Source organism: Acinetobacter sp. C15, from assembly GCF_013420645.1.
Taxonomy (GTDB): Bacteria; Pseudomonadota; Gammaproteobacteria; order Pseudomonadales; family Moraxellaceae; genus Acinetobacter; species Acinetobacter indicus.
The window spans coordinates 1-12,863 of sequence record NZ_VOXR01000028.1; the positions used below are offsets into that span (position 1 = coordinate 1).

Here is a 12,863-nt window from a genome sequence, read left to right on the forward strand (position 1 = left end):
CAAAGTAAGCCCGTTGAGGATCAGTTTTCATATTGCATCTATTGCCCTTCTTAATTTACTCAGATTCGACTCTTTGGCTTCTGCAGGTAATCTACCCAAACATCTGGAAAGTTTAATGGAGAAATCTAATCGGTATGTTATACCTGAGAGAAGAGTGAGGAGTTATCCAAGGGTTGTAAAAGGAAAACCTCAAAAATACCCAAGAAAAAGCCAGTCAATCTCTTAACTGACTGGCATTACCCTGTTATGGAGCTTTTTTTAATCAAAACAAGAAATACCTTTGTGCCATTGGCAACACTTCCGCAGGCTCACAGGTCAGCAACTGACCATCTGCACGAACTTCATAAATTTCAGGGTCAACTTCCATCACAGGACAGTAAGTATTCAACTTCATATCTTTCTTCTGAATATCCCGTGTGCCTTTACATGGGCTAATCAACTTTTTCAGCCCTAGCTTTTCATGCACACTCGCATCAATCGCCACTTGCGACAAAAACGTAATACAGGTGTTATGCACACCACGGGCATTGGCACCAAACATCGGACGATAATGCACTGGCTGCGGTGTTGGAATTGACGCATTAATATCGCCCATTGGCGCTGCCGCAATCATCCCGCCTTTAATAATCATCGATGGTTTTACACCAAAAAATGCGGGCTTCCACAACACTAAATCGGCCAGTTTACCGACTTCCACCGAGCCAATTTCATGACTTAAACCATGGGTAATCGCAGGGTTAATCGTATATTTGGCGATATAACGCTTCACACGATGATTGTCATGCGTGGCATTGTCACCCTCTAAAGGTCCACGCTGCACTTTCATTTTATGTGCGGTTTGCCATGTGCGTATCACCACTTCTCCAACACGCCCCATCGCTTGCGAATCCGATGACATCATGGCAATTGCGCCTAAGTCTTGCAAAATATCTTCCGCTGCAATGGTTTCACGGCGAATACGACTTTCCGCAAACGCCACATCTTCCGAAATTGCAGGATCTAAATGGTGACAGACCATCAACATATCCAGATGTTCATCAATGGTGTTGATGGTATAAGGACGGGTTGGATTGGTCGACGATGGCAATACATTCGGCTGACCAATGGCTTTTAAAATATCAGGCGCATGTCCACCACCGGCACCTTCGGTATGATAAGTGTGAATGGTACGGTTTTTAAATGCCGCCAACGTTTCTTCCAAGAAACCACTTTCATTTAAAGTGTCGGTATGAATTGCGACTTGCACGTCAAATTCATCTGCCACAGTCAAACAGTTATCAATCGCTGCAGGTGTCGAGCCCCAATCTTCATGCAGTTTTAAACCCACTACACCTGCACGAATTTGCTCGGCAATTGGGTCAGGTTGGCTGAGGTTACCTTTACCCAATAAACCAATATTCATGGGTAAATCGTCAATGGCTTGCAGCATGGTGGAAATATGCCAAGGACCCGGAGTCACCGTCGTTGCCGATGTGCCTGCTGCAGGACCTGTACCGCCACCAATCATGGTGGTGACGCCTGACATGAGTGCAGTTTCCACTTGTTGTGGGCAAATCCAATGAATATGGGTATCCACACCACCTGCTGTTAAAATTTGTCCTTCACCTGCAATCACTTCAGTAGCAGCACCAAGTGGAATGGTAATATCCGGCTGAATATCAGGGTTGCCGGCTTTACCAATTTTCCAGATACGTCCGTTCTTTAAACCGACATCAGCTTTAACAATGCCCCACCAATCTACAATTAAAGCATTGGTAATGACGGTATCGGCAACGTCATCAGCCAAAAGTTGTGACTGCCCCATTCCATCACGAATGACTTTACCACCACCAAATTTAACTTCTTCACCATAAGTGGTGAGGTCTTGTTCCACTTCAATAAACAGTTCGGTATCGGCCAAACGAACCCGATCGCCTACCGTTGGACCAAACATTTCTGCATAGGCACGGCGTGACATTTTCATTTTAATTTTTCCTTAATCCAATGGACCCATGACACGACCGGCAAAGCCATAGACTTCGCGTTTACCGGCTAAAGCCACCAGTTCAATATCCCGGCTTTGACCCGGCTCAAAACGTACCGCTGTGCCTGCGGCAATATTTAAACGAAAACCTCGTGCCGCTTCACGGTTAAATTGCAAAGCATCATTGGCCTCATAAAAATGAAAATGTGAACCGACCTGAATCGGACGGTCACCGGCATTTGCCACGGTCATTTTTAAGGTCTGACGCCCCACATTCATTTCAATATCTAAATCAGGGGTAATCACTTCTCCAGGTATCATGTTTGACTCCTAGACAATCGGTTGATGCACAGTGACGAGTTTTGAGCCATCTGGAAAAGTCGCTTCAACCTGAACTTCGGCAATCATTTCCGGTATACCTTCCATCACATCTTCACGTTTTAATAACGTGGTACCGTAATGCATCAGCTCACTCACGCTCATACCATCACGCGCGCCTTCTAACAACGCGGCAGAAATATAAGCAATCGCCTCGGGATAGTTCAGTTTTAGCCCACGTGCTTTACGACGTTCGGCCACCAAGCCCGCAGTAAAAATCAGCATTTTGTCTTTTTCAGTGGGATTGAGTTCCATATCTCGTTCCTAAATTTGTTCTAAAGGATATAATGCAAAATGTGTGCTAAAAAATGATATTCCCTCTCCTTTCAGGAGAGGGTTAGGGAGAGGTAATAAACCCAATGTATTTACCCTCCCTCTAGCTCCCTCCCATTGGGAGGGAGAACTTCATTTTATGTCCGCCAAATCCTCGGAAATTCTTCATCTAAATCAAACCAGTCACGGCGCAGCTTGGCACGTATCGCAGCGAAAGCATCATGACACTGGCGTACGTCATCCCCCAGATAACGTGCTGTCACCACATCATCCAGCAGGGTTAACGTCACCTTAATATCCATGCGCATAATCAGCTCACGGATTTGATCAATCTGCTGATCTAAATAGAATTTTGAGCGGAATTTTTTTGGCGGCACTGCCCAGAAGCTAGCCATGACTGCATGACCGTTCATTCCCAAACAGGAGCTGAGCCAGCGGTCATTGCCACTAAAACTCAAACGGTCAGTGACCAGTAATTTATTGTTCCGGTACAGCTGAAATCGATTTTGATAACTGCCCTCGATAAATGTTTCATGGCGCGCCTGACGGCCCAGTACCAACATATCCCAACCAATAAAACTGGCGGCATCCTCCAAAATAACTCTGGTTTCAGAATTGGCATGTGCACCATTAAAGAGCATGGTTTCTTGTGGTAGCCATTCAAAAATAGAGGCATCTTTAACTGTAATATCAATATGTTGGAAAGCCTGTTTTTGATTGGTCTTGTACCATTTTCCTGCACCCGGCGTGGTCACCAAGGCATGTGCGGCCTGCTCTGCCGACATCTGAAAGGTTAAATGATCACCCCCGGCAATGCCTGCCGGTGGATGCACAATAATGGCGTGGCACACCCCGGTTTTTTCCGGCCACAGCATTTTTTGCACCCGAACAGGACCATGATGTTTACGATGTTCCAATACGGTGCGATTTTCTGCGCCTTTAAAGCCAAGTTCGAGCTGTGCAAACCAATATTGCACCGCAGGCTTCACTTCTGTTGCCACCAGCTGATTCATTTTGCTCAATTCGTATCTTTTTGAAGTCTATGCCCTGGCATTAAGCAATAACTGCACCAGTTTCTATCGGCACAGATTTCGCTTTGGCTGACTGCCATTTCTTGCTATGGTGCATCTGCATAGGGAATGAGGATGTGAACAATATGCAAATTCGTGATCAAATTGTTTTAGTGACTGGCGGCGCACGCGGTTTAGGCCTGGCGATTACCCGAACCTTATTGGCGGAAGGGGCGCGTGTAGTGGTAAATTATTTAAACAGTGCCGCTGCTGCCGAGCAACTGGTGCAACAGTATCCTGAGCAGGTCTTTGCCTATCAGGCCGATGTCACTGACAAAGCCCAAGTGCAGGCTCTCTTTGCCGCAGCCAAGGCGCATTTTGGTCAGGCCATTCATAGTGTCATCAACAATGCCTTAATTAACTTTGAGTTTAATGGTGATGCCCGTCCCAAAGTCGAAGATCTGACGCCGGCCATCATGCAGCAACAGTTTGATGGTGCAGTTGTGGCTGCCCTCAATACCACCCAAGCAGCGCTTGAGGATATGAAAACTGCCGGATTTGGCCGTATTGTGAATATTGGTACCAACCTCGTGCAGAATCCGGTGGTGCCTTATCATGACTACACCACCGCCAAAGCCGCACTGTTGGCCTTTACCCGTACTGCAGCGCATGATCTGGGCCAATATGGTATTAACGTGAATATGTTGTCTGGCGGGCTGCTCCAAACCACCGATGCCAGCAAAGCCACGCCAGATGCGGTATTTGATTTAATTGCTGCCTCGACGCCACTACGCCGCGTTACCACCCCGGAAGAATTTGCTGCTGCCATTATGATGTTCCTGTCACCGTATTCGCGTGCAGTCACCGGGCAAAACCTGATTGTCGATGGCGGTCTGGTCAAAGGTTAACTGCAGTTTTGTGTGACTTTTATCACAATAAACTAATTTTTAAGCAGTTAAACCGGTTTGTCATGCTAGAGGTGGGCTGAATTCGCTAGACTATGGCCTATCCTCTCTTCACTATTTTGCTAACATGAAACCCCTGTTTGCTTTGGCCTGCTGCACCCTGCTGAGCGCCTGTATGTTCGGTAACTCCCAAGAATTAAAACGCGCTGAACAATTGCTGGCGCAATTTGAATGCCACAATATTGAAACCGCGCTAATGACACATAGTGCCATTAACAGCTATCACGAACATGCACTGGTTGCCGCCCGGCAAAAAGCCAGCCGTTATGTGGAACAGTATCGGGAAAGTGAACAGCAATCCAGCCTGGCGGTGGATGAAATTGTGCAGCAGCAATATCAGCTTTATACCGCAGCCTGCCAATCGTTGGGCGGGATTTTTCCCAAAGCAGAACAGCCTTAAATCAAAATTAGATATTTAGAAGTTTGATCACACAAAACAGCGGATCAATCAGAGAGAAGCTTCAATCTCTCACATCTTGATGTACGGCCAATGTTGATATTGAAAGTACATAAATGAAAAGACAGGGTCGATGCCCTGTCTTCTTTTTTTAACGATGAACGATTATTCAGCCGGTTCTGCATAGTAACGGGTATCGACACTAAACTGTTCCGGGAATTTGGCGGCAATGCTGGCATAAAACGCCATGATTTCTGCCATGTCTTTTTCCATATCTCCCGATGGATAGACAATTTTACCTACCCCACATTTTTTCTGGGCGTAGTCCATATAAGCCAGTGCAATCGGCACGCCAGCCGTTACCGCCACATGATAAAAACCGGTTTTCCACTGTTCCTGTTTGGCGCGTGTACCTTCTGGCGTAACCAGCATCACCAGCTTGGGATGCTGCTTGAACAAATCGCTCATCAGCTGCACCATGCTCGGACGCTGCTCACCGGCTGCCTTCGGACGACGGTCAATGCCAATTCCGCCCATTGCACGGACAAAAGGCCCAAACGGAAACTTCATATAACTGTCTTTAATGGTCAGGCGAACATTCACGCCCAAGGCTTTAAGCGCCAAACGTGCATATAGTGCATCCCAGTTACTGGTATGCGGCGCGGCAATCATCACACACTGGTCCAAATCCAGCGGCCAGTGATTGTCAATTTCCCAGCCCATCAGCCCCAAGCTCTGTTCTGCCAACTTCTCAAACACAAGCACAATCCACACAATAAAAATTGCGCGAAGTTTAACAACTCAACAGATTTAAAAAAGAGCAGATTGCCGAATATTTAATCAATTAATATATAAATGTATACAATTAGCCAAACCGTCAATCGCCATTCCTGCCAATCTTTCGGGTTTTTCTTAAATAAACCGGATGCCGGAAACTGAAAATAAATACTCACAGAAACCCAACAGGGCAATTTTTACAATCAGGCTATGCTGACCCTATCTGTCCTGTCAGGAGATTGATCGGTGAAAATAAAAATTTTGAGCCTTGCCCTCACGGCGCTGTTACTGGCCGCCTGTGATAACAATAAAACCCCTGAAACCGCCCGTGATGCAGAAACCACCTCGCCTGCCGCAGCCACTGACATGAGCGCCAATGATACAGCCGCCACCGCACTGGACTGGCCGGGAGAATATAAAGGGGTCTTGCCGTGTAGCGACTGCCAGGGCATTGAAACCGAGCTTGAGCTAAAAATGGATAAAACCTATGAGCTGAGTGAAGAATTCCTGGGCCGTGCCAATGGTCAGGAGTCCAAAATTACCGGTACGTTTGAATTTGACCCGAATGATCCTGCCGTTATTATTCTGGATCAGGCTGCCAATAACCGTAAATTCTTTGTCGGTGAAAACTTTATTGAAGCGCGTGATGTCAATAATGGCGACAATATTGATGCCAGCCAGAATTATCGTCTGCAAAAAGATCTGCAATAAAGCACAAGATCTAGCACTGCTAAAAGTCACCGCTTTGGTGGCTTTTCTTGTTTCAAAACGATTTTTTGCCCGCGATAAAATTTGCTACAAAACAGCGGTCCAATTTAGCCCTCTGCTCTAGGCGAATATGCCCGAAAAGTTTATGTTTAATACCTTATCCAAAGATTGATCTGTTGCCATGTTATCTCGTTCTCTTCTTGCAATTAGCACCTTGTCCTTGTGTTTAAGTGGTTGCGGTGGGCAAGCTGAAAAAAGCAGTACCATGAGCAATGCCCAGGCCCAAACTGAAACCCAACCGCAAGACAGCCTAATGCCTGCTGCTGAAACAGCAGCACCACAGCCGGAGCCGCTGGCCGGTCACTACAAAACCATCCTTGACTGTGATGATTGCCAGCAGCGTATTCTTGAGTTAAAGATTCATCCGGATCAGAGCTACAGCCTGCAAGATACCCGTATCTATGCTCGCCGTCAGCGTAGCCAGAATACACAAGGTCAAGTCAGCTATACCAATGAACAGACTGCCCAATTAATCAGTACTGATCAACAGATTCAACAATTGCAGCCCACAGCAAACGGGCTGGAACTTGTAGATGCCTCATCCAAACAGCCAGCACTAAAACTGGAACGTGTTGCGACCATTGAAGTCAGCAATGCGCTGAAACATGCCGACATTCAGGCCGAACATATTGATAGCTTAAGCTTTCGCGATATTACCGATACCGTCAAAGCGCATGACTACTATATGCGTATTCATAACCAGTCAGATCAGCCGCTAAAACTGAAAGTCAGCGATATTATTCTGGTCGATCAAAACTATCAGGAATATAACGCGCTGGTTGATGAAAGCTTTTTAGAACCTATTCCGGCCCAGCACACCCGCTACAATAAAATCAGCTTTAATTATCCGGACAATGCGGTGGCGGACTATATTAAGGTGAAATAGCTTTTCTTTTTTCTTTCATTTTCTATTCTGCCGTTTCTTTTTATCTTGCTGTACTGATCTTCTTTTTTCTTTCTTATTTATTCTTTTTATTCAAGCATAAAAAAACCCTGCAGATGCAGGGTTTTCTTTTAAACCATCAAGCGATTACGCGTTGAATTGGTTCATTGTGTTTTTAGCTTCGTCCGCTGCTTTAAGCGCGTTGTCACCAGAGAAAATTTCTTTGTGATCGTCACCGATGTCAGAACCAGCCATTGCTTGGTGTTTAACACAAGCGATACCACCGCGGATTTCTTTACGTTGTACGCCAGCAACATAAGCCAACATACCTTCAGAACCGAAGTAACCTTGAGCAAGCTCGTGAGTAGAAAGAGCAGCTGTGTGGTAAGTAGGCAGAGTGATCAAGTGGTGGAACACGCCTGCTTCACGAGAAGCGTCTGCTTGGAATGTACGTACTTTTTCGTCAGCTTCAGCAGCCAATTCAGAATCGTCGTACTCAGCGCTCATTAATTTAGCGCGGTCGTATGCAGATACGTCTTTACCTTCAGCAACCCAACGGTCGTACGCTTGTTGACGGAAGTTCAGTGTCCAGTTGAATGATGGAGAGTTGTTGTAAACAAGTTTCGCATTTGGCACAACTTCACGTACACGGTTAACCATGTGAGCGATTTCTTCTACGTTTGGAGTCGCAGTTTCGATCCAAAGAAGGTCAGCACCGTTTTGTAAGCTAGTTACACAGTCAAGTACAACACGGTCAATTTGAGTGCCTTCACGGAACTGGTACAAGCCAGAAGCTAAACGCTTAGGACGGTGTAATTTACCATCACGCTTGATTAGGATTTCGTCTTCTTTCGCTTCAGAGATGTCAATTTCTTGAGTGTCTAAGTAGCTGATGTATTGAGAAGCGATGTCGCCTGGCTCTTTAACTACTGGGATTTTTTGAGTTAAGTCAGCGCCTTCAGAGTCAGTACGTGCAACGATGATACCGTCGTCAAGACCCATTTCTAAGAACGCATAACGTAACGCGTGGATTTTAGCGATGAAGTCTTCGTGTGGAACAGTTACTTTACCAGCTTGGTGACCACATTGTTTCGCGTCAGAAACTTGGTTTTCGATTTGAAGTGCACATGCACCCGCTTCGATCATTTTCTTCGCAAGTAAGTAAGTTGCTTCTTCGTTACCGAAACCAGCGTCGATGTCGGCAATAATTGGCACAACGTGAGTTTCAAAGTTGTCGATTTGAGCAGTGATTTCAGCTGCTTTAGCAGTATCACCTGCGTCTTGTGCTTTTTTCAGTGCACGGAACAAATCGTTTAATTCTTTTGCGTCAGCTTGACGTAAGAAAGTGTAGATTTCTTCGATCAATGCAGGAACAGAAGTTTTTTCGTGCATAGATTGGTCAGGAAGTGGACCGAATTCTGAACGAAGTGCAGCAACCATCCAACCAGACAGGTAGATATAACGCTTAGAGGTTGTACCGAAGTATTTTTTGTTCGCAATCATTTTTTGTTGCGCAACGAAACCGTGCCAGCAACCTAATGATTGAGTATACTTGCTGCTGTCTGCATCGTATTCAGCCATATCACGACGCATAATCGCAGCTGTATATTTAGCAATGTCTAAACCAGTTTTGAAACGGTTTTGCATCTGCATACGCGCAGCATCTTCAGGACTGATGTCTGCCCAAGTGTTACCGAATTTCGCTTTCAATTCGCGGATTGCATCAATCGCTGTTTGGTATGTAGTCATGATATTTTCCTGTATTAATTTTAGGATTTTCTCCAACGAAATGACTAAAATCATACCTCTGGATGTGTTCAGATTTAGAGCACTTCGTCGTGTTGAGTACAGATTAGAGTGAGTTAGAAAATTAATCCAATATCCTCAAAGAATCTTCACTATTTATTTAAAAAATATGTAGATCAAAGTCGTATCCGAAAATTTATATTACAAAACAAATATTTGATTTTTATTAAATAAATTTTATTTTACAATTCAAATAACCGATTAAAAAACACACCATTTGCTTTTTTTATATTCATTATACTTAAGTCGGGTACGGCTTTTTCCGTACAAAATCAAGGCAATATCCGGCTTATTTTTAGCCTGGTAGAGCCAACCTGACAGTGAATAGAAGAAGACCATGCTTGTGTTGAGTCGCTCAACTCAAGCATTTCTGCAGGTGGATGCGATGAGGTTTGAATCAACCCGACACGCGCTGATTTAAGCCGCTTAACCCCCGCGCGAATTGGGCCGAAAAACCCGGTAAATATGCAGGAATTGATCCGATCAGGGAACAGGCTTTTTCGGTAATTGTTCTACCCAAGCCTTCAGGCTTATGGCATAATCCAAATAATTTCTTGGGTTTATTTTCGGTATTTTTTTTATGAATCTGGAGCGGGTCGATCTCAACCTACTAATTTACCTGGACGTATTACTTCGCGAAAAAAATGTCACTCGAGCAGCTGAACAATTGGGCGTTACCCAACCCGCCATGAGTAACATTTTACGTCGTCTACGTAACTTATTTAATGATCCCCTGCTCATCCGTTCATCTGAAGGGATGACCCCGACCGAACGCGCACTTGAATTACAACCGCGTATTCGTGATGCCCTGTCCGATTTATCCATGATTCTGGAACCCCGTACCGAGTTCCGCCCGTATACCTCTAATCGCGTATTCCGGATTATGACTTCAGACTATGCCGAAGCCACTCTGGTGCCGCGTCTGGTCAAAGCCTTGCGTTCTGAAGCGCCAAATGTGGTGCTCGACTTTCTGACTCCAAGTGATGTCTCCTATCGTGACATGGAACAAGGCAAGGTAGACCTAGCCATCAACCGCTTTAATGAAATTCCGCAAAGTTTCCACCAGGTACTGGTCTGGCGTGACAGTTTTTCCTGTCTACTCAATCAGAAACACCCGGCGGCCGGCAACCTGAACCTAAAAAGCTATTTAGATGCACAGCATATCTGGGTCTCTAAAACCGGTATGGGCGTTGGCTTTGGCGTTAATCCTGAAAAACAGGCCGGATTAGGCTGGATTGATCAGGCACTGGAGCGGATTGGTCAAAAACGCAAGATTTCAGTCTTTACCCGTCATTATCAGATGCCGGCCTTATTGGCATCCAATGTGGATCTGGTGGCCACCTTACCGACCCGAATTGCTCGTTTACAGGCCAAAAGCCAGAATCTGCTGATTAAAGACCCGCCGTTTTATATTCCGGAATTTGAATTGAAGATGGCCTGGTGTCCGTTACTGCATCATCATCCGGCGCATCGCTGGTTACGTCAGCTGATTCTGTATGTGGCCCGTCAAATGATTGAAGAAGAAAACCGTGAGTTTTTAATGAATAACTCACAATTTTCTCAATTTTGACAAAAAACGCTCATAAATCTCTCTTTTTAAAGCTTATACTAAGATGAACATGAGTAGTGCCCGGTGCACTACTCGATGTTTTTGACGTTAAAAATATTCAGAATAAAAATCCGCAGGTGGATTCGTGAGCCTCTTCCAGAACATTGTTATTATTTTCATACTGATTGCAGGAGCAGGTTTTTTATCACTGACCGAGATCGCTCTGGCCGGTGCGCGTAAGGTCAAATTAAAAATTCTGGCTGAAGCCGGAGATGAACGTGCGCAAAAAGTACTGGATTTACAGGAAAACTCGGCAGACTTTTTTGCCGCCTCGCAAATTGGCTTGAATGCGATTGCCATTTTAGGCGGTATTTTAGGTGAAGGTGCTTTTCGCCCGTATTTCTACGATTTTGTCACCCGCTTCTATACCGGACCGTGGGCCGAAACCCTCAGCTTCACGCTGTCTTTTACCTTAGTCACCTCTTTATTTATTCTGTTCGCCGACCTGATGCCGAAACGCCTGGCCATGATTGCACCAGAGAAAATTTCTATTTCCGTGATCAATCCAGTACAGGTATTTATTACCGTCTGCAAACCGCTGGCCTGGTTTATTAATGCCATCGCCAATATGCTGTTCCGGCTGTTTAAGGTCAATACCATCCGCGATGACAATATTACCTTTGATGATATTTCCGCAGTGATGGATGCCGGCGCCCAAGCGGGTGTGTTGCAAAAACAGGAACATCACTTTATTGAAAACGTGTTTGAACTGGAAGAACGTAATGTCCCGTCCAGCATGACCACGCGTGAAAATGTGGTGTACTTTACCCTGAATGAAGCCGAAGACAGCATTCGCCAGAAACTGGCCGAGTTCCCCTATTCCAAATTTCTGGTCTGTAATGAGAATATTGATCAAGTGATTGGCTATGTTGATGCCAAAGATATTCTGGTACGGATTCTAAATAACCAGAAAATTAACCAGCTGAATGAATCAACCATTCGTAATGTACTCACCATTCCCGATACTCTGACCCTATCTGAAGTACTGGACCGCTTCCGTTCGACCAAAGAAAAATTTGCAGTGGTAATTAATGAGTACGCACTGGTGGTCGGCGTCATTACCCTGTCCGATATTATGATTACCGTAATGGGCGACTGGGTAACCCCTATTGAAGAAGAACAGCAGATTATTAAACGTGATAATAATTCATGGCTGATTGATGGCAGTACTCCAATTGAAGACATGAAACATGCGCTTGAAATTGAAGAGATGCCCGATGAAGAAAACTATGAAACTCTGGCCGGTTTTATGATGTATCAACTGCGCAAGATTCCGCGTCCAGCCGATACCGTGTTATATGGCGGTTATAAATTTGAAGTGGTCGATGTCGATCATTTTAAAATTGACCAGCTGTTGGTGACACGTTTACTGGAAAATAACCAGCCGCCGGAACAGGAATAATCCATCTTCCTCCAATTAACAGCCATAAAAAACCTTCTAGACTCTAGAAGGTTTTTTTATGCAGCAGTTCAATTAAAACTGACGCAGCAATTCATCCAGCACCGCCTGATAGTGAATGGCAATATCATCTTCCAGAATTTTATAGGCGCTGTCGAACTGCACCATTGGCCAACCTTCTTTCCAGAACGGGAAAATATTGTGCAGGTCATGGGTCACAATCGCATCTTCACGGACAATGGCTTGTGCAATTTGTGCCAGCACCTGGGCGGTTTCTGCGCCATCAATGGCCAGATAATCAATCTGACGGGCTTTTAAAATACGAATCCGGTCTTTTTTATAGCGGATTTTTTTGGCCTGGGCTTCATTCAGGCTCAATGCCAGCGTCACCGCTTCAACAAATTTTTCTTCAAAAGATTGATGTAATGCCACCAAGGCCTGTTTATGCGCTTCCTGACGTCCCACTTTTCCGCCTTTGCGGATAATCTCTTTGGCTTCGCTATTGAGCACATCATTCTTCATACTCTGAAGGATGTCTATAATTTCAATATCGCTTAAAGATTCAGGAGACTGGTCAATCATGAAATAGCCTTGGGCAAAAAGTAAAACGCTATTTTCGCATAATTTCACTTAAA

General features: G+C 45.0%; 13 protein-coding genes and 1 pseudogene. 7 read left to right on the plus strand and 7 right to left on the minus strand.

Translation table 11 applies throughout. From position 1 onward, the window contains the following. Positions 1–226 (plus strand): annotated as a pseudogene (locus FTT63_RS15610) (DDE transposase); the annotation flags it as partial. A gap of 36 nt (positions 227–262) precedes the next feature. Here FTT63_RS15610 and ureC read toward each other — a convergent pair. From ureC to FTT63_RS10905, 4 genes are all read right to left on the minus strand, one after another. Next, entirely contained in the window at positions 263–1,963 is a 1,701-nt protein-coding gene (gene ureC / locus FTT63_RS10890; RefSeq protein ID WP_127800930.1) for an urease subunit alpha, read from the minus strand. A gap of 12 nt (positions 1,964–1,975) precedes the next feature. Continuing rightward, on the minus strand, positions 1,976–2,284 hold the full coding sequence (locus FTT63_RS15770; protein ID WP_152342449.1) for an urease subunit beta: 309 nt from the start codon (positions 2,282–2,284) through the stop codon (positions 1,976–1,978). A gap of 9 nt (positions 2,285–2,293) precedes the next feature. Further along, on the minus strand, positions 2,294–2,596 hold the full coding sequence (gene ureA / locus FTT63_RS10900) for an urease subunit gamma (protein ID WP_005179314.1): 303 nt from the start codon (positions 2,594–2,596) through the stop codon (positions 2,294–2,296). Between the two features lie 155 nt (positions 2,597–2,751). Continuing rightward, positions 2,752–3,627 carry an urease accessory protein UreD gene (locus FTT63_RS10905; RefSeq protein WP_180192276.1) on the minus strand — a complete coding sequence of 292 codons (876 nt, stop codon included), beginning with the start codon at positions 3,625–3,627 and terminating at the stop codon, positions 2,752–2,754. A gap of 143 nt (positions 3,628–3,770) precedes the next feature. Between FTT63_RS10905 and FTT63_RS10910 the strand changes: the two genes are divergently transcribed. After that, positions 3,771–4,532 carry a 3-oxoacyl-ACP reductase gene (locus FTT63_RS10910; RefSeq protein ID WP_168370105.1) on the plus strand — a complete coding sequence of 254 codons (762 nt, stop codon included), beginning with the start codon at positions 3,771–3,773 and terminating at the stop codon, positions 4,530–4,532. 124 nt (positions 4,533–4,656) lie between these two features. Further along, the gene (locus tag FTT63_RS10915) at positions 4,657–4,989 is read left to right on the plus strand and encodes a hypothetical protein (protein ID WP_180192277.1); all 333 of its coding nucleotides are present in this window, start codon (positions 4,657–4,659) and stop codon (positions 4,987–4,989) included. Positions 4,990–5,151: 162 nt separating this feature from the next. Here FTT63_RS10915 and FTT63_RS10920 read toward each other — a convergent pair whose 3' ends face one another. Then, positions 5,152–5,745 (minus strand): 1-acyl-sn-glycerol-3-phosphate acyltransferase, encoded by a 594-nt coding sequence (locus FTT63_RS10920; protein WP_127800579.1) that lies wholly within the window; start codon positions 5,743–5,745, stop codon positions 5,152–5,154. Between the two features lie 264 nt (positions 5,746–6,009). Between FTT63_RS10920 and FTT63_RS10925 the strand changes: the two genes are divergently transcribed. Both FTT63_RS10925 and FTT63_RS10930 read left to right on the plus strand, forming a co-directional pair. After that, positions 6,010–6,474 (plus strand): copper resistance protein NlpE, encoded by a 465-nt coding sequence (locus tag FTT63_RS10925; RefSeq protein WP_005179322.1) that lies wholly within the window; start codon positions 6,010–6,012, stop codon positions 6,472–6,474. A gap of 178 nt (positions 6,475–6,652) precedes the next feature. Next, positions 6,653–7,417 (plus strand): copper resistance protein NlpE N-terminal domain-containing protein, encoded by a 765-nt coding sequence (locus FTT63_RS10930; protein WP_127800577.1) that lies wholly within the window; start codon positions 6,653–6,655, stop codon positions 7,415–7,417. A 144-nt stretch (positions 7,418–7,561) separates the two neighbouring features. Here the strand turns inward: FTT63_RS10930 and FTT63_RS10935 are convergent, their stop codons facing one another. Continuing rightward, the gene (locus tag FTT63_RS10935) at positions 7,562–9,163 is read right to left on the minus strand and encodes an isocitrate lyase (RefSeq protein ID WP_168383180.1); all 1,602 of its coding nucleotides are present in this window, start codon (positions 9,161–9,163) and stop codon (positions 7,562–7,564) included. Positions 9,164–9,800: 637 nt separating this feature from the next. On the opposite strand from FTT63_RS10935, the gene FTT63_RS10940 reads away from it, so the two are divergent. Together FTT63_RS10940 and FTT63_RS10945 are read left to right on the plus strand one after the other, a co-directional pair. Next, positions 9,801–10,790, plus strand: a complete 990-nt coding sequence (locus FTT63_RS10940; protein ID WP_005179328.1) for a LysR family transcriptional regulator — start codon at positions 9,801–9,803, stop codon at positions 10,788–10,790. A 124-nt stretch (positions 10,791–10,914) separates the two neighbouring features. Next, the gene (locus FTT63_RS10945; RefSeq protein ID WP_163170295.1) at positions 10,915–12,231 is read left to right on the plus strand and encodes a hemolysin family protein; all 1,317 of its coding nucleotides are present in this window, start codon (positions 10,915–10,917) and stop codon (positions 12,229–12,231) included. Positions 12,232–12,303: 72 nt separating this feature from the next. On the opposite strand, the gene FTT63_RS10950 is transcribed toward FTT63_RS10945, so the two are convergent. Next, positions 12,304–12,810, minus strand: coding sequence for a hypothetical protein (locus FTT63_RS10950; RefSeq protein WP_016659280.1), 507 nt, complete (start codon positions 12,808–12,810; stop codon positions 12,304–12,306). Between the last annotated feature and the right edge of the window lie 53 nt (positions 12,811–12,863).